The organism is Sphingobacterium yanglingense (assembly GCF_004363245.1).
Classification (GTDB): domain Bacteria; phylum Bacteroidota; class Bacteroidia; order Sphingobacteriales; family Sphingobacteriaceae; genus Sphingobacterium; species Sphingobacterium yanglingense.
Map to the genome: position 1 here is coordinate 289,431 of NZ_SNYV01000013.1, position 22,007 is coordinate 311,437.

The 22,007-nt window shown below is 40.4% G+C and carries 18 protein-coding genes; 13 read left to right on the forward strand and 5 right to left on the reverse strand.

The genetic code is table 11. From position 1 onward, the window contains the following. Window positions 1-13: 13 nt before the first annotated feature. The 4 genes from pheT to rny all read left to right on the forward strand — a co-directional run bounded on the left by pheT (window position 14) and on the right by rny (window position 4,919). Window positions 14-2,410: a phenylalanine--tRNA ligase subunit beta gene (gene pheT / locus CLV99_RS09605; RefSeq protein WP_133584290.1), complete on the forward strand. Its 2,397-nt coding sequence runs from the start codon at window positions 14-16 to the stop codon at window positions 2,408-2,410. A gap of 28 nt (window positions 2,411-2,438) precedes the next feature. Then, window positions 2,439-2,747 carry a hypothetical protein gene (locus CLV99_RS09610; RefSeq protein ID WP_133584291.1) on the forward strand — a complete coding sequence of 103 codons (309 nt, stop codon included), beginning with the start codon at window positions 2,439-2,441 and terminating at the stop codon, window positions 2,745-2,747. A gap of 51 nt (window positions 2,748-2,798) precedes the next feature. Next, on the forward strand, window positions 2,799-3,089 hold the full coding sequence (locus tag CLV99_RS09615) for a cell division protein ZapA (protein WP_133584292.1): 291 nt from the start codon (window positions 2,799-2,801) through the stop codon (window positions 3,087-3,089). A gap of 270 nt (window positions 3,090-3,359) precedes the next feature. Continuing rightward, complete coding sequence (gene rny, locus CLV99_RS09620) at window positions 3,360-4,919, forward strand: ribonuclease Y (RefSeq protein ID WP_133584293.1); 1,560 nt, start codon at window positions 3,360-3,362, stop codon at window positions 4,917-4,919. Between the two features lie 168 nt (window positions 4,920-5,087). Here rny and CLV99_RS09625 read toward each other — a convergent pair whose 3' ends face one another. The 3 genes from CLV99_RS09625 to CLV99_RS09630 all read right to left on the reverse strand — a co-directional run bounded on the left by CLV99_RS09625 (window position 5,088) and on the right by CLV99_RS09630 (window position 7,332). Next, window positions 5,088-6,272, reverse strand: a complete 1,185-nt coding sequence (locus CLV99_RS09625; protein WP_211348492.1) for a tetratricopeptide repeat protein — start codon at window positions 6,270-6,272, stop codon at window positions 5,088-5,090. Then, window positions 6,269-6,802, reverse strand: a complete 534-nt coding sequence (locus tag CLV99_RS23320; protein ID WP_211348494.1) for a hypothetical protein — start codon at window positions 6,800-6,802, stop codon at window positions 6,269-6,271. The genes CLV99_RS09625 and CLV99_RS23320 overlap by 4 nt, the downstream gene beginning before the upstream one ends. A 314-nt stretch (window positions 6,803-7,116) precedes the next feature. Continuing rightward, on the reverse strand, window positions 7,117-7,332 hold the full coding sequence (locus CLV99_RS09630) for a VF530 family protein (protein WP_133584294.1): 216 nt from the start codon (window positions 7,330-7,332) through the stop codon (window positions 7,117-7,119). A gap of 130 nt (window positions 7,333-7,462) precedes the next feature. On the opposite strand from CLV99_RS09630, the gene CLV99_RS09635 reads away from it, so the two are divergent. The 8 genes from CLV99_RS09635 to CLV99_RS09670 all read left to right on the forward strand — a co-directional run bounded on the left by CLV99_RS09635 (window position 7,463) and on the right by CLV99_RS09670 (window position 17,839). Further along, window positions 7,463-8,968, forward strand: a complete 1,506-nt coding sequence (locus CLV99_RS09635; RefSeq protein WP_133584295.1) for a hypothetical protein — start codon at window positions 7,463-7,465, stop codon at window positions 8,966-8,968. Window positions 8,969-9,111: 143 nt separating this feature from the next. Continuing rightward, window positions 9,112-9,792: a response regulator transcription factor gene (locus CLV99_RS09640; protein WP_133584296.1), complete on the forward strand. Its 681-nt coding sequence runs from the start codon at window positions 9,112-9,114 to the stop codon at window positions 9,790-9,792. Between the two features lies 1 nt (window position 9,793). Then, complete coding sequence (locus tag CLV99_RS09645; protein WP_211348496.1) at window positions 9,794-11,128, forward strand: sensor histidine kinase; 1,335 nt, start codon at window positions 9,794-9,796, stop codon at window positions 11,126-11,128. A gap of 68 nt (window positions 11,129-11,196) precedes the next feature. Then, entirely contained in the window at window positions 11,197-12,453 is a 1,257-nt protein-coding gene (locus tag CLV99_RS09650; protein WP_133584297.1) for a TolC family protein, read from the forward strand. Between the two features lie 11 nt (window positions 12,454-12,464). Next, window positions 12,465-13,565, forward strand: coding sequence for an efflux RND transporter periplasmic adaptor subunit (locus tag CLV99_RS09655; RefSeq protein WP_133584298.1), 1,101 nt, complete (start codon window positions 12,465-12,467; stop codon window positions 13,563-13,565). A gap of 6 nt (window positions 13,566-13,571) precedes the next feature. After that, window positions 13,572-16,667, forward strand: coding sequence for an efflux RND transporter permease subunit (locus CLV99_RS09660; protein ID WP_133584299.1), 3,096 nt, complete (start codon window positions 13,572-13,574; stop codon window positions 16,665-16,667). 49 nt (window positions 16,668-16,716) lie between these two features. Beyond that, window positions 16,717-17,244: a hypothetical protein gene (locus tag CLV99_RS09665; RefSeq protein ID WP_133584300.1), complete on the forward strand. Its 528-nt coding sequence runs from the start codon at window positions 16,717-16,719 to the stop codon at window positions 17,242-17,244. Window position 17,245: 1 nt separating this feature from the next. Further along, a complete protein-coding gene (locus tag CLV99_RS09670) occupies window positions 17,246-17,839 on the forward strand; it encodes an LURP-one-related/scramblase family protein (protein WP_133584301.1) in 594 nt (197 codons plus the stop codon). A gap of 17 nt (window positions 17,840-17,856) precedes the next feature. On the opposite strand, the gene CLV99_RS09675 is transcribed toward CLV99_RS09670, so the two are convergent. Next, a complete protein-coding gene (locus tag CLV99_RS09675; RefSeq protein ID WP_133584302.1) occupies window positions 17,857-18,696 on the reverse strand; it encodes a prephenate dehydrogenase in 840 nt (279 codons plus the stop codon). Window positions 18,697-18,734: 38 nt separating this feature from the next. Then, on the reverse strand, window positions 18,735-19,898 hold the full coding sequence (locus tag CLV99_RS09680) for a pyridoxal phosphate-dependent aminotransferase (protein WP_133584303.1): 1,164 nt from the start codon (window positions 19,896-19,898) through the stop codon (window positions 18,735-18,737). 222 nt (window positions 19,899-20,120) lie between these two features. On the opposite strand from CLV99_RS09680, the gene CLV99_RS09685 reads away from it, so the two are divergent. After that, window positions 20,121-21,959 (forward strand): ABC transporter ATP-binding protein, encoded by a 1,839-nt coding sequence (locus tag CLV99_RS09685; protein WP_133584304.1) that lies wholly within the window; start codon window positions 20,121-20,123, stop codon window positions 21,957-21,959. Window positions 21,960-22,007: the final 48 nt, after the last annotated feature.

A 22,007-nucleotide genomic window follows, 5' to 3' on the forward strand; every position in this document is an offset into this window, starting at 1 on the left:
AAACTATTTAATAATGAATATTTCTTACAATTGGCTTAAGAATTACCTCGATATAGAAAAGACTCCGAATGAATTGTCCTTGATTCTGACTGATATAGGTCTGGAGGTAGAGGCAGTAGAGAAAATACAATCTATTCCTGGTGGATTAGAAGGATTAGTGGTAGGAGAGGTGATTTCGGCCGAACAACATCCAAATGCGGACAAATTACGTGTTACAAAAGTGGATGTTGGTACAGGTACAGCCTTGGATATTGTGTGTGGAGCGCCCAACTGTCGTGCAGGTCTTAAAGTAATAGTCGCTACGGTGGGTACAACCTGCCACCCGACTTCGGGCGAACCATTTAAGATTACAAAATCCAAAATCCGTGGTGAAGTATCCGAAGGGATGTTGTGTGGAGAGGATGAAATTGGGCTCGGTAGTTCGCATGCCGGTATTGTGGAGTTGCCAGAAGATGCTAAAGTAGGTACTTTGGTAAAAGAATTTTATCAAATGGAAGATGACTATTGTTTTGAGATTGGTCTGACTCCTAACCGTGCAGATGCAGCTTCTCATTTGGGAGTAGCGCGCGATTTAGCAGCTTATTTCCGTAAGAGCTATACGCTTCCTGATGTAAGTAGTTTTACAACGCCTGCTGCTGCAAATACTACAACAGTAGATGTTAAAAATACAGAGGCATGTCCAAGATATTCTGGAGTACGTATTTCGGGTGTTAAGGTTGGGGCATCGCCAGATTGGCTAAAAGAGAAGTTGAATGCGATCGGTATCCGAACGATTAATAATATAGTCGACATTACAAACTATGTATTACACGACCTAGGTCAACCTTTGCATGCATTTGATGCAAATAAGATTTCTGGAAATAAGGTAGTCGTACGCTTGGCCAATGAAGGGGAGCTCTTCACGACATTGGATGGCGTAGAACGTAAATTATCTTCTGAAGATTTAGTGATTGCCGATGACAGCAAGCCGATGTGTATTGCTGGTGTTTTTGGCGGTGAGTATTCGGGAGTTTCGGAGGGTACGACAGAGATTTTTCTTGAGTCTGCTTATTTTAATTCGGTTTATGTCCGCAAAACAGCTAAACGTCATGGGTTAAAGACTGATTCTTCGTTCCGTTTTGAACGTGGTACAGACCCGAATATTACGGTATTTGCATTGCAACGGGCAGCACTTTTGATTCAGGAAATTGCAGGTGGTGTGGTTAGTTCAACGGTATCTGATCATTATCCTAACCCTGTTGCTCCTTTTGCATTTGATGTAGATTGCAAGAATGTACAGCGCTTGATCGGTAAAGAAATCCCGGCGGAAGAGATTAAAGAAATCATCGAAGCTTTGGGAATTAATATCATTGCAGAAAAAGAAGAGGTGTTCTCAGTGGAGGTACCGGCCTACAAAGTCGATGTAACACGTGAGGTCGATGTGACAGAAGAAGTACTACGGATTTACGGATATAATAATATCGAACTAAAGAGCCAGATTCTAGCATCTTTGAATACACAGGATAAACCGGATAAAGAAGTCGTGTTGAATCAAATTGCTGATTTGTTGATTGGTAATGGTTATAGAGAGATTCTTTCCAATTCGTTGACCAAGCTGTCTTATGTGGATGACGAGTCGACAGCGGTTCGTTTGTTGAATCCATTGAGTTCGGATCTCGATACGATGCGCCAGAATCTGGTTTACTCGATGTTGACTGCTATATCCTATAATCAAAAACGTAAAGCTACGGACCTGAAGTTTTTTGAATATGGGAAAACCTATCATCTTTTGGATGAAGGATATAGTGAGCGTCAGCGAATGGTGCTTGGTATTGTAGGTAATCAGTCTAAAGAGCAATGGAATGTTACTAGTGGGGCGGTGAGCTTTTATAATCTGAAAGCTGCTGTAGATATGATCGTGAAGCGTCTAAAGGTCGAAGGACTGCAGGTTGTCGAGACTACAAACGCTAATTTGACGTATGGCCTAGACTATATGAAAGGACAGAAAGTGCTTGTTTCTTTGGGTGCTGTCGCTACCGAGGCATTGAAAAAAGCGGATGTCGATGGTCAGGTCTACTATGCGGATTTCGATTGGGATTTGGTCATTCGTTCGATACGTAAAAACGAGATTAAATTTAAAGAGGTTTCTAAATACCCTGCAGTACGTCGTGATTTGGCGCTGTTGCTGGATGATTCAGTTACTTTCGAGCAGTTGAAGAACGTAGCGTTGAAGTCAGAACGCAAGCTCTTGAAAGCTGTTAATATTTTTGATGTTTATAAAGGCGATAAATTACCAGAGGGTAAAAAGTCTTACGCTTTGAGTTTTACGATTCAGGACGAAGAAAAAACGCTAAATGATAAACAAATTGATAGCATTATTCAAAAATTAATTCTTAACTTTGAGAAAGAGACTGGGGCTGTAGTGCGTTAGTTTTATTAATTTAATTGCGAGTTATTATATGGCATCATTATCAACACAAATGAATCTTATCGTTGAGAAAACGAAGAATCTAATTCAAATGTGTGAAGCTTTGCAAGAGGAGAACGATCTTTTGAAATTGGAATTGCAGTCTGTTCAGGTTGCATTTGATACCAGTTCGGAGAAAGTTGGACAGCTGGAGGAAAAGATTAAAGCGATGGCAGTTGCTAAATCTTTGGAAGAGGCAGATATTGATAAAAGTGCTATAAATGAAAAAATACTTGACACAAAACAAAAAATTAACGATTTTGTGCGAGAAATAGACAGATGCATTAACTTGTTAAAATAATCCATTTGCAGGAATTTTAATTCAGGTTAGTACATTATAAAGCTCATTAAAATGGGAGAAATTTCCATAAAAATAAATATCGCTGATCGGGTTTATCCTTTACGGGTTACCACTGAAGAGGAAGAAGTGATCCGTCACGCAGCGAAATTGATAAATGAAAAAATGAAGGAATTGCAGGATAATTATGCAGTTCGTGATAAGCAGGATTTATTGTCCATGTGTGTGTTGCAATATGCTACGGGTATGATCAAAGCAGAACGTAATGCGCAGGATCAGGATTTGGGACTGGAACAGTCTGTTCACGAATTGGATACCATCTTGACTGATTTCTTTAAGAAATAAGTATCGTTCTTTATATTATAGAGCTTTAACAACGGATTTGCCGCAATTAAATTCGGGTTGTCACTATTTTAAACTTAACGCTTCAATATCACGAGCAAAAAAAAGATGTAGGCCATTTTGCATATTTGCCATCTAGGTCATGATCATACGCTCAAATCATGTGAAATCGAAGTTTAATAATACATGATACCTGTCAATTTAATTGCGGTTTTTTTTTGAAAAAAAATAAAGGGAGAACACACAAAAACTAAATAATATATACTAAATAACATGGAGTTATCTATAACAATTTCAATTATAATATCTCTTTTAATCGGGGTTGCAATTGGGAGGTTTTTATTGCAATTACTTTTTAAAAAGCAAGAGAAGAATGCTAGCGAGAAAGCAGAGAGTATCCTAAAAGAAGCTGAAAAGCAAGCCGAACATACTAAAAAGCAAAGACAGTTAGAAGCTAAGGAGAAATTCCTTCAGTTGAAAGCTGAACATGAAAAAGAGGTTAATCAGCGGAATAATACTATTGCTCAGAAGGAAAACTCAATCCGTCAAAAAGAGCAGTCTTTAAACCAAAAGTTGGAAAGTATCAACCGTGATAAACAAGAGCTTGATAACAAGAGTAAGAAGTTAGATCAATTGATTGAGATAAACGAGAAGAAGAGCGAAGAGGTGGATTTATTGAAAAGTCAACATATTCAGCAGTTGGAAACGATTGCAGGCCTTACAGCCGATGAGGCACGTGAGCAGTTGGTGACTTCGTTGAAAGAAGAAGCCCGTTCGCAAGCTATTATCCATATTAAAGATATTGTTGACGAGGCTAAATTGACTGCTTCCAAAGAAGCAAAAAAGGTGGTTATCCAAACTATCCAACGTACAGCTACGGAGTCGGCTATTGAAAATACGGTTTCTATTTTCAATATCGAGAACGATGAGGTCAAAGGACGTATTATCGGTCGTGAAGGTCGTAATATCCGTGCTTTAGAAGCTGCTACAGGTGTCGAAATTATTGTAGACGATACACCAGAAGCTATCATTTTATCTGGATTTGATCCGGTACGCCGTGAGATTGCCCGTTTAGCATTACACCGTTTGGTGACTGACGGACGTATCCACCCTGCACGTATTGAAGAGGTTGTAGCCAAGACACGTACGCAGATTGAAGATGAGATTGTTGAGATTGGTGAGCGTACAGCAATAGATTTGGGGATTCACGGTCTTCACCCAGAGTTAATCCGTATGGTAGGACGTATGCGTTATCGTTCGTCTTATGGACAGAACTTATTGCAACACTCCCGTGAGGTAGCGAATTTCGCTGCTACTATGGCTTCTGAGCTAGGGTTGAACGTGAAACATGCAAAACGTGCCGGATTATTACATGATATTGGTAAGGTGCCAGATGACAACCCAGAATTGCCACACGCAATCCTTGGTATGCAGTTGGCTGAAAAATATAAGGAACACCCAGATGTATGTAATGCTATTGGTGCGCACCACGATGAGATTGAGATGACAGCGATGATCTCGCCAATCGTTCAAGCTTGTGATGCGATATCAGGTGCCCGTCCAGGAGCTCGTCGCGAAGTTGTGGAGAGTTACATCAAGCGTTTGAAAGAGTTGGAAGCATTGGCGCTATCTTACCCTGGTGTCGAGAAGACATTTGCAATCCAAGCAGGACGCGAGCTGCGTGTTGTGGTGGAGAGTGAGAAAATTTCGGATGCACAATCGGAGATATTAGCTGCGGATATTTCTAATCGTATCCAGACGGAGATGACTTATCCTGGGCAGATTAAAGTGACGGTAATACGGGAAACACGTTCTGTGTCTTACGCGAAGTAAGAATAAAATGTTTTTATAGAAAGCCTCAAAATGAAAGTTTTGAGGCTTTTTTAGTTGAACTTTGTTGATCCCCGGCATGGAGGGAACAAAGTCGAGAACTAATTTCTGGTAGGATCCAAATCACCATAGATGGTGACTATAAAAGTGTTAGAAAAGATGTCGGTATTGTCAGAATATATTGGATGATGAGGTGATTTTGATGTCTGCATATCGCCATGCTTTATTAAAGGTTGATTTGGTGTCTAAGGCTTCATGTTCTTTTCCTTGTGCCAAGAGCGATTTGTAAAGCCCAATTAGTGCCCAGCCGTTTAATTTCCATTTTTGGAGATCTTGTCTATAAACAGTTTCGGCTTGGTGGTATTGTCCCTTTCGGAGTAATGCTGCCCCAAGGTGGTGTCGTACAGAAAAGAACCAATCTGGAGGTTCATTATAATTGAGATGGTCTTCTAATACAATCGCATCTTTGAGTAACGATATTGATTTTTCTAAATTACTTTGCCTAGAGGCTATGGCAGCAGCTAGTACATAGTCGGCTATTTTAGCTAGATCAGCCATAGTGTTGATATCCCAGACGGTGAGTTCTTGAAGATGACGGTCGGAGGCTAATATTCGCAGTGTATCGGATTCTTTTTGAGCACGTATCATATCATTCATGGAAAGATAGGCCAATCCTCGGGCATAATGTATGATGGCTTTTGGATACGGCAGATCTTCTTTAGGTGTAGGTAGAGATAGAACTTTATCCCACATACTAAATTTGACAGCGGTATAGTAAGGGATGGTATAGTAATGTTGTAATGTACTCCACTCAGGTTGATCCATTAAATCAACAGCGATATGCTGTTGCAGTTTTTGAGCTGTAGACCAGGACAGCGATGAATTACCTTCTAAGGCCGCAGTTGCAGCTAAGAAATGATAGTTGTGGGGATAATAAGCTAATGGGTATATGCCTTGGGCATAGCAGGCTGTTGTATATGCACTATCTACTTCTATAGCGCGTAGATTGGCTAGTGTACCTAAATGATAATCTCCAGTATTGATGTAAATATGAGCAGGCATATGCAACAGATGACCAGACCCCGGTACTAAAGTGTTTAAAAGATTGGCGCTGGATAATGCTTTTTCTGGATTTGATGACGCTTCCAAGGCGTGGATATAGAAATGATGAGCACCGGGATGCTTAGGATTCATTTTGATGAGTTGCTCTAAAATATTTACCAGTTCAATAGTCCAATTCTTTGTTTTTTTTGTGGTCTTGTCATAAAGATCCCAAGGATGTAGATTCATCAGAGCGTCGGCGTATAAAGCTCCGACATCAGGATGTGTGGGAAACTGCTCATATACTTTTTTCATAGCGTTAGCGTATGCGATATCCAGTGGGATCGGTCGGTCGCTGGATTGGTTTGGTATCGGGAAGATAAAGCTTGAATAAGTGCTGTTTCTAAAGGAGTGCAGTTTCTTATAAGTGATTTGGCCTTAAGAGCTGCATCGTAAGCTCGTTGAAAATTATCCTGTTCCATGCCACCATTGTAATTAGGGCCTAATACATAAGCGAATCCCCAATATGCCATAGCACAGGTTGAATCTAATCGGCTGGCTTGAAAAAAAGATCTTGCTGCTTCAGCGTGATTAAACCCATAAGCCAACATCATCCCTTGATTAAAGTATCTTTGGGCTTCCTGACTCATTGTCGTGATCTTAAAATCTATTCCATCTAAACCGTCAAATAATGGTGCTTTTTTACCTAGACTATACCATTCTCCGTCCGATGTTTGTGATCTAGAGCAAGTAGATACAGGACGGGAAGCTGTATTGGACTTATGTTTTCTATCACAACTGGCGAAAAAGATAGCCACTAATGAAAGTAAAAAAAATCTAAGCATATTAATGTCGTTTAAATGAATAAATTGATTAATAACTCTGAAATCGTCTGGAAGTTCTAAACGGAGTACTGTAATAACTGGGTAAAGTATCTTAGGATGAGCGGAATAACTGCGTTTGTAGTATAAAGATAGTGAATGTGTTTTACTTTTTTTAGATAAAAAAGTAAAACGCAAAATCAATCAGCGTATCGACTGAAAAACGACAAAATAGTCGACAAGAGGCTAACCAAGATAGAAGAATCAGTAAAAGACAGTAGCTTTAATTGATATTCTTGAAGAAAAAATGTTGGGTAATAAAGCGAAAAAGGGAAGAGCTAGTAAAGCTTCTTAATATATAATTGCTCTACTTTCTCCCGTGCCCAAGGGGTTTTTCTTAGGAACGTCAAGGATGATTTTATACTTGGATTCTCATTAAAACATCGTATCGGTATAATTCGGCCCAATTCTCTCCATCCATAATACTCGACTAGTGCCTCTAGGATGAAGTCTAACCTTTTACCATGTAGCGGATTGTTTTTCTGTTCTTGCATAATGGACAAAGATAGTGACTTGTTCTTTCGATCTGCATGTTACTGGAGAAAATAATTTTGTAAGCACCAATATCCCCGGATTCCGTTATTTTACCCTCTTCTGTTTGTCCTTACATTTATGCTGTTTTAAATGAAAGGCGAACTTATGCGTGTAAATAGACACTATAGACTTCAGCTATTCATGGCAGCTTGTATATTTACGAGTTGTATGAATCCAGCGATAGAAATAAAAGCCCAGGCACCTGCGGCTTCACCGAAAATACATGTTATGATTCCATATTTAAATAGCGATGGGCGGCTCAATTATGTGGACCGTGATGGTAAAGAAAAGATCAGTGAACGGTATACCCATGCCAGTCCTTTTATAAGCAAAGGTTATGCGGTAGTAGGTAATGAAGGCGGGGAGACGGCAGTGATAGATGCACAGGGGAAGATTGTAGAGGCGTATGCCGATCAGGAAATCCGTCTTGAGGTCTTTGGAGGATATACGCTCATGATGACCGAGGTTGAATATGAAAAGAAGATGCCCGTGTGGAAGTGGGACTGGAATATAATGGGAGGGGATGTCAAAAAGACAACTACCTATGTCAATGTGCGGATCAAGGTTCTGGAGACACAACAGGTATTGCTCAAAGAAGATGTACCTTCTGATGATGCTACTTATAGTCTAATGGTCTACGAGCTCGATAGTAGCCGATTCGTATTGAATAATGCGCTGTATCAAATAAAAAAAGGACAGATTAAAAAGGAAAAAACCGGTATCATAGTGATATTGGACAATGGTCGTTATTTTACGTCCAGTGGTAATACGTTTACCTTGTACGGTGTCAAGGATAAGAATGGTATAGCTTCGGGTTTGCAGAGCACAGACCGATTAGATCTCAAGCTGGGGGAGGGAATATTGACCCTGGATTCCATTAATCAAGAGCGGTATGCACCAGAGATTCCAAAACTGCTGAAAGATAATAAAACACAGGATGTATATTCTTTTCCGCAATACGACAAGCCATTCCCTAGCGAGATTAAGCAAGGAACAGCTGCACAGATGGAGTTTTTGAAGGAGGTGTCATTGGTTTATTCGGTCAATAACTCCCCGTATTTTATTTTGGGAAGGTTCAATTATGACCATAGTGTATGGGCGTACGATTGGCTTTATATCGATGTGAAGGGGAATCTGCTGAACGAAATTCAAGTTTCAGATTTTTTTATTTTTGATCAGGTGGGCAATTTGCTTTGGCCGGATCGAAAGATGCTCTTTGGGGCAATAGATATGCCCAAGGACTGGAGAGTAGGTAAGATAAAGTATGTCAATGCATCGCCCGAGATGTATATTGTGCAGGTCAAAAAAGGCGAAGAGAAGCCCACATGGGGAGTGTGGGATACACAACGAAAAGACTGGACAATCGAACCAAGTTATAGGGATGTTAATCTGTTGAATACTACAAAACAAATCTTTTCTTTGCAACAGGAAGAGGAAGGTGATTATTTCCTGTATGACAATTTGAAAAAGGCTCCTGTAGGCAACAAAAGCTATCGGTCTATCTCATCCGATGGAGCGGTACGAGTCAAATCTGCGGAGGGCAATGAAGAGTGGTATTATATCGATATACTTACGGGCAAGGAATATAAAGAATAGACCGGCCTTTGGGATGCCTTGAAGCTCTGGCTTTATTGGACGGTTTAAATTTCAAGAACTAAAATTAGAAATCCATTAGAAATCTTATTGATACTGATTTATGGATTAATTATTGATAAGTTTGTTCTTATTCAAGAAGACTTATGCAGATATTAGTTGTAGAAGATGACAAGCGAATCAGTGATTTTTTGATCAAAGGGTTGGAAGAGAATGGCTACTTGGTTGTATTGTGCAAGTCTGCGGAGGAAGTTCTGGATTCTTATCTGGGGATTTCTTGGGATTTGATTATTCTGGATGTTATGTTGCCACAGATGGATGGGATCCAGTTGGCGCAGACATTGCGTTACAAAAAGATATTCGCCCCCATCTTGATGTTGAGCGCACTGAACAGTGTGCAGGACAAGGTATCCGCTCTAGATTATGGCGCAGATGATTATATCACGAAGCCTTTCCATTTTGACGAACTACTCTCCCGAATCAGAGCGCTGACCCGGCGTACGCAGTACCAGCAGCAGGAGGTGCCTGTTAATGTACTGACTTATGGTAGCCTTTCGGTTGATATGAACCAATATATTGTGTCGAGAGAGGGGAAAGCCATTGATCTATCACCCCGAGAGCTCAAATTATTATTGTACCTTATCGAGAATAAAGACCGTACGGTGACGCGTATACAGATTCTTAATGCGGTGTGGGGAATTACGTTCGACAATCAAACCAATGTGGTGGACGTGTATATCTCTTACTTACGAAGCAAGATCGAACAAGGGCAGGAAAAGTATATCTATACTGTGAAAGGGATAGGCTATATGTTTAAGACTATTTAAGATGAAATTAAAACATAGGCTTTCGATTTACTCGGTCTCTATATTCAGTGTGATCACACTGATTATCTCTACGATGATCTACATCTCTTTTTACGCTGTTATGGAGCGGAAAGAACGGGAGTCTTTAGAGAGTAAGTCTCTCTTGGCTGCAATCTATTATCTGGAGCAAGATGAGCTTTCTTTTGTCGAGCATGAGAGTATCAAGAGCCAATTATTAAAAACAATTTCCCGAAAAAATATTATTCTCCTGGATAAGAATAATAAACGTTTTAATGGTGATATGCCTGCCGTTGAGGCAATCGATTCGGCTTTTATGGATAGGGTCCGAAAGGAACGGATAGCACACTTTGTTACCGCTGATTTCTTTTATAATGGTAGGTTTTACGAGGATAATCAGGGAGATTTTGTCGTAGTCACGCGCGAATCGAAGGAGGAGTTTAAGGAACAAATGGGGTCTCTTTTGCAAATTCTATTGATTGTTTCATTGTTGGGTATCATTTCTATTTTTATTGTGTCGCAGTATTTGGGTACGGTGGCTTATGAACCTATCGTACGTATAATAAATGAAATCAAAAGAAAGGATACTAAGAATTTTAATGAACCCATTGTTTTGAAAAAGAGCTATTATGAAATAGATGATCTGATATTGACCTACAATCATTTTGTGGATCGGATAGCGAAGACTTTTAATGTACAAAAGAACTTTATTGATTACGTATCGCATGAGTTGCGAACACCTATCACAGCTCTTTTAGGGACTTTGGAGGTGACCAAAAGCAAAAAACGTACGGTAGAAGAGTACGAAGTGGTGATTTCTCAACTCAAGCAATATACCACCGATCTGCAGGATACATTGGATAATATGGCCCTGTTGTCCGGAGCGAAAACTTCATTCGAGTTTAGTATGTTGCGTGTCGATGAGATTATATGGTCGGTCATTGAGAATGCTGTACTCTACCATCAAGCTAAGGTTGAAGTGGAGATGGAAGTGCAAAAAAATGAGCTTCTCAGTTTTGAAGGTAATGAGAAATTATTGGAATTGGCGATAGGTAATCTGCTTGAGAATGCATTGAAGTATTCTAATAATGATGTGGTAAAGGTTATTATCAAAGAGAATAAGGGACGGCTGATGATATTGCTAAAAGATAAAGGCATTGGAATATTACAGGAAGATATCTACAATATCAAACAGAATTTCTTTCGTGGAAAGAATGTAAAAGGCTATCAAGGGAAGGGAATAGGCCTATCAATGGCTAATGTGATTTTTCAATTGCATCGAATCAATTTGGAAATCGAGAGTGACGGCTCAGGTACCACCGTTATACTGACTTTCTAATCTACTTCTAATCTATATCGGACTTCACCTTAATGTACGGCAGGTAATTTTGCGGTATAAAACAAAAAATGGTGAGAAAGATCTTTTTATTAGTCTCCTTATTTCTAATTAAGGGGACCATCTATGCACAATCTTATTCCCTGTCTGACTTAGAAGCGCTATTTCTTAAAAACAATTATTTGCTTCTGGCTCAGCGCTATAATGTACAGCGGGTAGATGCGGAGGTGCTTCAGGAGAAAGTGTGGAATAACCCTACATTAAGTATTAGCGAGATAAACCTGTGGAAAAATACAGGCTATGAAGAACTGCCTCCAATTTTCGGGAATTATGGGAAAGCGCAGCAGGTATCGATAGAACTCGAGCAGTTGATCGAAACAGCAGGTAAGCGTAAAAAAAGAGTAGCGTTGAAGAATCTGGAAAAGAATGATGCGTTGCTTGAATATGAAGAACTCCTACGCCAGCTTAAAAAGGAACTACGGCAAGGGTTCTATAAGGTCGAACGGCTAACCGCTGAAGAAATACAGCTCCAAACTGTAATAACGCTATACGAAGAATTACAAAAGCAATATGCCAGTCAGGTGCAAAAGCAGAATGTATCGCAAGCTGATTTTTATCGGATACAATCGGAGCTAGTCGCTTTGCAGAGAGAGGCGATGGCGCTCGAATCCGACAAGCTGGAAGCACTTAGTGCTTTGCGTATCCTGACACAGTTGCCTGATCTTAATTCCAAAGATTTGATGTTTGATCGATTAATGACTTTTAAGCTTTCTAGTCTTCCTAAAGATATGATGACGATGGCATTGGAGCAGAATATAGGACTGAAGCGCCAAGAGAACGCTTCAGAGTCTGCAGAAAAGAAGCTTGTTTTAGAGCGCGCTATGCGTAAGCCGGATGTTACAGTGCAGTTGGGATATGATCGCGGAGGGAATATAATGCGTGATTTTGTGGGTTTGGGGGCGCAGATCGACCTGCCAATATTCAATAGAAATAAAGGCAATATTAAAGCAGCTCAGTTCGAAATTGAACAGGAGAAGTCTGTGGGATTATCTGTACGGACAGAGTTAGAATCTACGCTTATGCGTCTGCAAAGTCAATTGCATAGTTACGAACGGATGTTACAGCGTTGGGATAAAGAGCGGATTATGGATCAGGAGAAGATGTGGATCAGCTACAATAAACACTTGCAGAGCCGTCAGATTACGCTGTTGGAGTTTATCGACTTTACACAGGCCTATAAGGAGGCGCAGCAGTCCCAGGCAGAGCTTCTGGAGGATTATAAGAGTACCTACGAAGAGTTACAATATATTGTTGGAAAAGATTTTTAGAATATTTACAGATGAAGCATAGTTACTTAGTATTGGCACAGATAGTTGGATTATTACTGTTCGTAGGGTGCAAGCAGACTCCCACATCCAACGAAGATGGAGTTGCAAAGCAGGATACCTTCTGCCTGAATGATATGTTAAAGAAGAAGACAAGTATAGTCGCTGTCGAAGAGCGTCCGATAATGGAACAGTTGACACTGTCGGGCAAAATCGAATATAATGAGAATGATCTAGTGGCTTTCCGGAGTTTACTGGAAGGTAGTGTAGAGCAGGTACAATTTGAGCTTGGAGATTATGTCCGTAAAGGACAGGTACTGGCTACGATCCGTTCGGCAGAGATCCAAGGACTGTATCAAGAGAAACGAAATCAGGAGAATCAGATCCAACTGTTGAAAAACCAGATTCAGACAAAAAAGGAAATGCTTCAAGATGGTTTGTTTTCTGCTCCGGAGTTATTACAGATGGAACATGAACTTGAACATGCACGGATTGAACTGGACCGTATCGTTCAGTCGTTGGCATTGTATAGAGCTGTTGGTTCGAATTCCTTTCAGGTACTGGCTCCCAAAGATGGTTATATCATCCAGAAATCTATAAGCGCAGGCCAAAACATTGTGTCGGATAGTGATCCTTTGTTCTCGATATCTAACCTGAAGGAAGTGTGGGTGATGGTGAATATCTATGCAACTAATCTGCGGTATGTACAGGTCGGTGATCAGGTTAAGGTGAGGACTATTGCTTATCCAGATCAGGTGTATCCAGGCAAGATTGATAAGATATATAACGTATTTGACGATAACGAGCATGTGCTCAAAGCACGGGTGGTTTTGTCTAATCCGACGCTACGCCTAATGCCGGGATTGAGTGCAGATATCATTATCGATAAAAATAATAGCCAAGGGACAGCACTTGCTATTCCTAATAATGCAGTGGTATTTCACAGTAATCACGAGCATATTGTCGTTTATAAAGACGATTGTCACCTTCGGACTCTTCCGGTTACGAAAGTTGGGAGTAATGAAGAGTATACATTCATAGCGGAGAAATTGCAGCCCGGAGAGCAGGTGGTCGGTTCAAACGCATTGTTGATTTATGAAGAGTTAAACAAATAGGGAAAGATGAAGAGATTAGTACAGCGCTTAGTTACATTTTCTTTGCATAATACGACATTTGTGTTGTTTGCGACGTTGGCTTTGTTGTTTGCAGGAGTCTATGCACTCCGGCATACCGCTATCGAGGCCTTCCCAGATGTGACCAATACACGCGCACGTATCATAACACAATGGCCCGGTCGAAGTGCAGAGGAAATGGAAAAACTAGTCACCTTACCTATTTCCAAAGAAGTGAATAGTATACCCCACAAATCGAATGTGCGGTCTATATCATTATTTGGTCTATCGGTCGTGACGGTTCAGTTTGAAGATGGAGTAGATGATTTTTATGCACAGCAATATGTGGCTAACAAACTCAATGGGGTAAATTTACCCGAAGGGGCAGAAGCTGAAATCGAACCACCATCCGGTGCTACAGGCGAAATTTTTAGATATATCATTCGCTCGGACAAACCTATCCGCGATATTACAGCGATACAGGATTGGGTTATTGAAAGAGAGTTACTAGGGGTGCCTGGAGTAGCCGATGTGGTCAGTTTTGGTGGTGAGGAGAAAATATACGAGATCAAAATCAATCCAACTGAATTAAAGAACTTTGACCTCACGCCACTGGACGTATATGAGGCCGTATCGAGGTCGAATATTAACGTAGGGGGAGATGTAATTGAGCAGGGGGACCAAGCGTATGTGGTGAGGGGAGTTGGTCTATTAGATAAAATCGAAGACATCGGCAATATTACGGTCAAGCTGAACGGTACAGTACCCGTATTGATCAAAAATGTAGCAGAAGTAGTGGTGTCGAGCAAACCGCGTTTAGGACAAGTCAGTTTTAACGAACATGAAGATGTGGTGCAGGGGATTGTGGTGATGTTACGTGGCGAAAACCCATCGGAGGTGATCGCCAGTTTGAAAGACAAAATAGAAGAATTGAACGATAGGGTACTACCGGAAGGGGTGAAAATGGAGACGGTCATCGATCGGACGAAGCTGGTAGACAATACCGTCCGGACAGTGTCGGGCAATCTTATTGAAGGGATATTGTTGGTCTCTCTTATTGTATTTATATTTTTATACAATTGGAAGTCAACTTTTATTGTTGCTTCTGTGATTCCGCTATCTTTTCTATTTGCCATTATTGCATTAAAGATACAGGGACTCCCAGCGAATTTGATTTCAATGGGTTCATTGGATTTTGGATTATTGCTGGAAGGAACTTTGGTAATTGTTGAAACTGTTTTTGTAGCATTGGCCACCTTATCCCATCGTGTAGGACCTGAGCGTTTTGCGAAGATGAGTAAACTGGGGCTTATCAAAAAGAGTACAGGCAGTGTCGCTACTTACATATTTTTTGCGTTGAGTATCCTGATTGTAGCATTGCTCCCAATCTTCTCTTTTCAGAAGGTAGAGGGCAAGATGTTCTCCCCTTTGGCATTTACACTGGGCTATGCGCTTTTAGGTTCGTTGATATTGAGTTTGACTTATGTGCCAGCGATGTGTAAGTTGTTGTTTACAAAAGGGGTAGAGGAAAAGGAAAACTTCATTACACGATTTTTTCAGCGTAGTATTTATGGACTGTATGATACGGCATTTCGCTACAAGAAGATGACGATTGGACTCTTTGTAGCGCTACTGGCCCTGTGTGCTGTTCAGTTTTCACACTATGGTTCAGAATTCTTACCTAAGCTTAATGAAGGTGCGATCTATATCCGGGCGACATTGCCTAATAGTGTGAATCTAAAAGAATCGACCAAGCTCACGAAGGAGATGAAAGAATTGATGATGCAAGGCTCTGAAGAAATCGAGTTTATACTGACACAGACGGGGCGCCCAAATGATGGTACAGATCCGACCGGATTTTTCAATATTGAGTTTAATGTGCAGCTAAAGGATACCAAGGATTGGAAAAGAAGCGTCTCCAAAGAAGATATCATTCAAGAGCTACGCGATAAATTGGCGCACTATCCAGGTGTTAGTTTTGGATTCAGCCAGCCTATACAGGATAATGTGGAAGAGTATGTCGCGGGAGTGAAAAGTTCGCTGGTGATTAAAATATTTGGTACCGATTTGTATGATCTTGAAAATTACGCCGATCAGGTCGCTTCTTCTATCGCAAAAGTGGAGGGAATAACGGATATTAATGTATATAAAAATATTGGATTGCCGGAATTGCGTATACAGCTGCACGACGCTAAGATGGCGAGATACGGCGTGTTTACTTCAGATGTACAGGCGGTTATTGCGATGACAATAGGAGGACAGGCAGCAACAAAATTCTATGAAGATGATCGTCAATTTGACGTGATGGTGCGTTTTGAAGAAGGATATCGTGACACTAAGGAGAAAATTGGAAATATCTTAATACCAACAAGTAATGGACAGAATATCCCATTGCAGGAAATCGCAACTATAGGTTATCAAACAGGCCCTGCATTTATCTACCGGGAAGGGAATAGTCGTTATATCGGCGTTGGCTTCAGTATTGATGGCCGGGATTTGGGAAGTACTATAGAAGAGGCTAGAAAGGTGGTGGATAAAGAGGTCAAGTTGCCGAAAGGCCATCACATGGAGTGGGCCGGTGAGTTCGAAAGTAAAGAGCGCGCTGCCAAACAGTTGGCCATGGTTGTCCCGATATCATTGGTGCTGATCCTGCTATTGCTGTATTCTAACTTTGGTAATTTTAAAGATACAGCTATTTCTTCATTGACTCTTGCTTTTGCGTTTATCGGTGGATTTATATCATTGTGGGCGACAGGGACAGTTTTTGGAATATCAGCAGGTATAGGTTTTATCATTCTCTTTGGCGTAGCAACAATTGACGGGATTGTGCTGATAGGGGTGATCCGGGATAATATGCGACACAAAATGAAATTGAGGGAAGCTATAGACAGTGGAGTGCGAAGCCGTATACGTCCTGTGGTAATGATTGCCTTGATGGGGTCTATGGGGTTACTCCCAGCAGCGATGTCTACTGGAATGGGATCTGAAATTCAAAAGCCACTGGCTATTATGATTGTTGGAGGATTATTAATCTGTCTTATTTTGTCTTTTACGGTAATCCCAGTGGTGTTTTATTGGGTATATGCAAAAGGCCAAAAGAAGTAAAATATAAGGAACAGGGCTTGGAATATAGATAATTGCTTATTTTTGCGGTATGAGCAAAAATAAACAGAACAAGGAACAAAAGGAAGTGCCACAGCGGCCAGTAGATAAGTACTTTAAGGATATGGACGATATATTCGTAAATGGTAGTAAAGTGCTGTATGCTTTCTTTTTGTTCCTTGCTTTTTTTGGATTAATGGGGCTTATATGGATGATTCCTTTTCCTCAATTTGATTTTTTGATTCGCATGAACGCGCATACGTTCTTGAACTGGGGTTCTCTGTTTATTGCTATTGTAGTATACAGTTATCTTAAACTCGCTCCAACACTTTCCTATGCGATGTTATTCTGTATAGGGATTATGAGTTTTTTTATTGTGCAGCTTGAGTATGTAGAACGGGATGGTGGGCCATCTGTGGTACTGGTATGTTCCAGTATCGCCCTGGTTTCCTTGTCGATTTTATTTTTACTGATTAGAAAGGAAGGAAATCTAGGGCTTAAACACTTCGTTAAACTGTTGGGGATCGGGCCGATATGGTTATGGTCTAAGGTATTCGATCAATTTAAATTGAAATATTAATATGAGTACTTTTAACTATCCTCTGCATTTTCAATTTAAGATTGGAACTATAGCGAATGACTTTATTGCAAAGGATGAATCCGGTCAGACAATCTGCTATGTCCGTGAAAAAATTTTTGCTTGGCGCGATCAGGTTAAAATCTATAGTGATGAATCGAAAGCCAATCTTCTATATGAATTGATATCGGATAAGCTGATTGATTTTCAGCAGACATTTACGATTAAAGATCATTCGGGAAGGATAGTCGGTAAAGTGCGAAGAAAGACGCTGCGGTCGCTATGGCGGTCGACTTTCCGATTGATAAACAATGAGGATAATCACGATCACACGATACAGGAGAAAAATCCTTGGACCAAGTTTATGGATGGTCTGTTTGGAGAGATTCCTTTGATCGGTATCTTATCTGGATATTTCTTTAATCCAGCTTATTTATTGTCCAATAACGATGGACGGGTATTATTCGAAATTAAGAAAGAACCTTCTTTTTTTGGACGGAGGTTTACGGTGCATAAACTGACATCAGATAATGTGGATGAGGAACGCTTCGTGATAAGTCTGATGTTGATGGTATTAATAGAAAGAAGCAATGGTTAACCATTGCTTCTTTCTATTTATTTAATAATCCGCTTTATTTTGTTGGACTTCTTTATCAGTTTGTGCAGTCCTTCGTAATCTTCATCTTCTAGTTTACGATGTAGTTTTTGTAATTGTTTGATATGTTCTTCCAGAACCTCTAAGACGTTGTTCCTATTCTGCTTAAAGATAGGTGTCCACATGTCGGGAGACGACTTAGCAAGTCGTACAGTAGACTCAAACCCCGATCCTGCTAGTTCAAAAATCCTTCCTTGTGATTTTTCTTTTTCCAATACGGTAAGTGCTAAAGCAAAAGAAGTAAGATGCGAGATGTGAGATACATAAGCGGTGTGCATATCGTGTTCCTCTGCATTCATAAATAGGGATTTCATCTCCAATTGTTCCGTAATCGCATCCGCTATATCAAACGCATCTTCGTCTGTACGGAAGGCATCAACATAAACCATGTTTTTGTCCCTAAACAAGTTTGGTATGGCGGCCTCAGGACCAGAATATTCGGTTCCGGCCATGGGATGGGCAGCGATATAGCGACCTCTTTTGGGGTGATCAGCGATGAGCTGTAGGATATTTGTTTTAGTCGACCCCATATCGATGATGACTTGTGTGTCAATCTGATCGAGAATAGCTGGGGCCAACTGCATGATTGCATCAACAGGTACTGTTAATACAATTACTTTGGCATGCTGTATAGCGTCTTCCAGAGACATGATCTCATCAACAAGGCCCAGTTGTATTGCTTTTTTTTGATTGGATTCGTTTTTATCTACACCAATTATTTTGTCGAAAGATTTTATTTCTTTCAATCGGATGGCTGTAGACCCACCAATTAATCCGATACCGACAATAGCTATATTCATTTTATAGTACTTAGATATGAGTATTTAGATGTTATACCTTATTTAACCATTAATGCGATGCGGTCTAAAGCTGCATCCAGAACTTCTGTTTTGGCGCATAAGCTGATGCGGATATAATTGTTTCCCGCGGTTCCGAAAATCCCACCCGGAGTGATAAAGACATGTGCATTGTAAAGTGCCTTGTCGCTTAGTGCATAGCCATCGGCATATTGCTCAGGTACCTGGGCCCAGACGAAAAGCCCCACCTGATCTGGATCATATTTACAACCCAATAGATCCATGATATGAAAAACCTTTTCTCTTCGCTTACTGTATTCTCCATTCAACTGCGTATACCACGAACTATCTAGGTTTAGGGCTTTTGCCGCAGCGAGCTGAAGAGGTAAAAACATACCCGAGTCCATATTGCTTTTGAACCGTAATATTTCATTGATTCGATCTTCGCTGGCGACCAACATGCCGATACGCCATCCGGCCATGTTGGATGATTTACTCAAAGAATTTAATTCAATAGCTACTTCTTTGGCACCTTCTACCGACATGATGCTCTCCGGATGATCGTTTAATATGAAACTGTAAGGGTTGTCATGACAGATTAGTATATTATATTTCTTTCCGAATGCTACTGCTGCTTCAAAGAATTGTCTGTTGGCCCGTGCTCCAGTAGGCATGTGTGGATAGTTGATCCACATCATTTTGACTTTGCTGAGGTTCAATTTTTCCATGGCTTCAAAATTGACTAGCCAATTGTTATCCTGTGTCAGATCGTAGGGAATAACTGTAGCACCGGAAATCTTTACGGCCGAAGTATAGGCAGGGTATCCCGGATTCGGAATAAGAACCTGGTCGCCTTCCTGTAGGTAGGTCATGCAGATGTGTACAATACCTTCTTTTGAACCTATTAGAGGTAGTATTTCAGTGGTTGGATTTAAAATAACGCCATAATATCGCGAATACCAATCGGCCATAGCTTGACGTAACACAGGTGATCCTTTATAATTTTGATAACCATGCGTGTTGGTCTGAGCAGCTTGCTCGGTCAGTACTTGGATGACTTCTGGATGCGGTGGTAGGTCAGGACTTCCGATACCTAGATTGATTACCTGTGCTCCGGCTTTGTTCATCTCGTCAATTTCTCTCAACTTCTTAGAAAAGTAATATTCTTCCGTTTGTTGTAGCCTTTTCGCAACTTCAATGTTCATTTTTTTAAATTTGGTGCTAAATTTATAAAAACAAAATCGCTTTGTTGAATTATTTGGTTATAAAATAGGTAATAGCTGTAAATTGTGTAAAATAGAGCCTGTTAAGTGGTGCTGTCAACCATGCATAGGACAAATAACCGATATACTGACGAAATACTAGTATTAGTCAAAAGTAGGATTGATGGAGGTTTTTTTCTATTTTTGTTATTCTTAATTTTTTGGATGAAGACATACTTTAGACTATTATCTTTTGCTAAACCAATAAGTAGATTTGCAATACCCTATGTTTTTTGTACAATCATCACGGTTGTATTTGGAACGTTAAATCTGGCATTATTGATGCCTCTATTATCTGTATTATTTAAAGGTAGTGGAGATGTGCCTGAAGAAGCTGTTGCTGTCTTGGCTAAGCCTGACAACTTTTACGATATAGGGCAGTGGTTTAAATACTTGTCCAACACTTTGTATGTAGAATTAGGCCCTTACGAGGCACTAAAGTATATCTGTATTGTGATTGTCATTTCGGTATTTATCTCTAATTTATTCCGTTATTTCTGTCAACGGATCATGGAGAATTTTAGGATTCATACCTTGTTGAAATTGCGTAAGGCAGTGTTCGATAGTGTGATGGATCTTCATCTTGGCTTCTTTACCAATCAAAGAAAGGGAGATGTTATTTCAAAAATCGCTTCAGATGTACAGACTGTGCAGTATTCGGTGACAGGGACCCTTCAGGTGGTATTTAAGGAGCCACTTCAATTGATTGCTTATCTTGTTGCTTTATTTCTACTCTCACCGCAATTGACGCTTTTTTCAATAGCAGTCATCCCTGTTTCTGGATTTTTGATTGCACGTATTGTGAAGGGATTGAAGAAGGAAGCACTTGCAGGACAGGAATCCTTTGCCAATATGATTACCTATTTGGATGAAGCATTGTCCGGTATAAAGATTATTAAGTCTTTTAATGCTACGCGATTTGTGAAAGATCGTTTTCACGATGAAAACGAACGTTTTGCTTCTATTTTGCGCAAAATGGCTGCGCGTCAACAGATGAGCTCGCCGGTTTCGGAATTGTTGGGAGTGGTTATGGTGGCCATTATATTGCTGTATGGAGGTAGTTTGGTTTTGTCAGGACAGGGTAGTTTATCGGCAGAGGCATTTATTACTTATATCGGTATTTTTTCTCAGGTAATGCGACCTGCTAAAGCGTTGACAGATTCTTTTAGTGGAATTCACAATGGATTGGCTGCGGGTGAACGAGTGTTGGAACTAATTGATGAAAAATGCTTGGTAGAGGATAAAGAGAATGCAGAAGTCGTTAATATTTTTGAAAACTCGATTAAGTTTGAAAATGTTGATTTTAGTTATGGTGAGCGTAATGTGCTTACAGAACTCAATCTGGTAATCGAAAAAGGACAGACAGTAGCCTTGGTAGGCCCCTCTGGTGGAGGTAAATCTACTTTGGTGGATCTAATCCCACGGTTTATGGATGTGACCTCAGGTGCTGTTACGTTTGATGGTAAGGATGTGAGGGATCTGAATCAAGATTCACTTCGTGCGTTAATCGGAACGGTAAATCAGGAGTCCATATTGTTTAACGATACCATCTTTAATAATATTGCTTTCGGAATTCCGTCTGCTACTTTGGAGCAGGTTGAAAAAGCTGCACGCATTGCGAATGCACACGAATTTATCATGCATACGGACGAAGGGTACCAAACTAATATTGGGGATCGGGGAGCTAAGCTCTCGGGAGGTCAACGGCAACGTATATGTATTGCACGGGCAGTGCTGAAGAATCCACCGATTATGTTGCTGGATGAAGCGACATCAGCATTGGATACAGAGTCCGAAAGATTAGTACAGGACTCGTTGTATAAATTAATGGAGAATAGAACGACCGTGGTCATCGCCCATAGATTGAGCACGATACAAAGCGCTGATAAAATTGTGGTATTAGAGGGGGGAAAGATTGTAGAGGTAGGATCACATACAGAACTATTAACTAAGAATGGACTGTACCGCAGATTAATCGATATGCAACAATTCGCAGATGCCTAAACGCTTTTTATCTACTATTGATTGGATGTAAAAAAGCAGTGTTATACG

Bases quoted from the DNA above. Each gene is read 5' to 3' on its own strand.
- pheT (WP_133584290.1), top strand. From the start codon at position 14: ATGAATATTTCTTACAATTGGCTTAAGAATTACCTCGATATAGAAAAG.
- CLV99_RS09610 (WP_133584291.1), top strand. From the start codon at position 2,439: ATGGCATCATTATCAACACAAATGAATCTTATCGTTGAGAAAACGAAG.
- CLV99_RS09615 (WP_133584292.1), top strand. From the start codon at position 2,799: ATGGGAGAAATTTCCATAAAAATAAATATCGCTGATCGGGTTTATCCT.
- rny (WP_133584293.1), top strand. From the start codon at position 3,360: ATGGAGTTATCTATAACAATTTCAATTATAATATCTCTTTTAATCGGG.
- CLV99_RS09625 (WP_211348492.1), bottom strand. From the start codon at position 6,272: ATGAAAAAAGTATATGAGCAGTTTCCCACACATCCTGATGTCGGAGCT.
- CLV99_RS23320 (WP_211348494.1), bottom strand. From the start codon at position 6,802: ATGCTTAGATTTTTTTTACTTTCATTAGTGGCTATCTTTTTCGCCAGT.
- CLV99_RS09630 (WP_133584294.1), bottom strand. From the start codon at position 7,332: ATGCAAGAACAGAAAAACAATCCGCTACATGGTAAAAGGTTAGACTTC.
- CLV99_RS09635 (WP_133584295.1), top strand. From the start codon at position 7,463: ATGAAAGGCGAACTTATGCGTGTAAATAGACACTATAGACTTCAGCTA.
- CLV99_RS09640 (WP_133584296.1), top strand. From the start codon at position 9,112: ATGCAGATATTAGTTGTAGAAGATGACAAGCGAATCAGTGATTTTTTG.
- CLV99_RS09645 (WP_211348496.1), top strand. From the start codon at position 9,794: ATGAAATTAAAACATAGGCTTTCGATTTACTCGGTCTCTATATTCAGT.
- CLV99_RS09650 (WP_133584297.1), top strand. From the start codon at position 11,197: ATGGTGAGAAAGATCTTTTTATTAGTCTCCTTATTTCTAATTAAGGGG.
- CLV99_RS09655 (WP_133584298.1), top strand. From the start codon at position 12,465: ATGAAGCATAGTTACTTAGTATTGGCACAGATAGTTGGATTATTACTG.
- CLV99_RS09660 (WP_133584299.1), top strand. From the start codon at position 13,572: ATGAAGAGATTAGTACAGCGCTTAGTTACATTTTCTTTGCATAATACG.
- CLV99_RS09665 (WP_133584300.1), top strand. From the start codon at position 16,717: ATGAGCAAAAATAAACAGAACAAGGAACAAAAGGAAGTGCCACAGCGG.
- CLV99_RS09670 (WP_133584301.1), top strand. From the start codon at position 17,246: ATGAGTACTTTTAACTATCCTCTGCATTTTCAATTTAAGATTGGAACT.
- CLV99_RS09675 (WP_133584302.1), bottom strand. From the start codon at position 18,696: ATGAATATAGCTATTGTCGGTATCGGATTAATTGGTGGGTCTACAGCC.
- CLV99_RS09680 (WP_133584303.1), bottom strand. From the start codon at position 19,898: ATGAACATTGAAGTTGCGAAAAGGCTACAACAAACGGAAGAATATTAC.
- CLV99_RS09685 (WP_133584304.1), top strand. From the start codon at position 20,121: ATGAAGACATACTTTAGACTATTATCTTTTGCTAAACCAATAAGTAGA.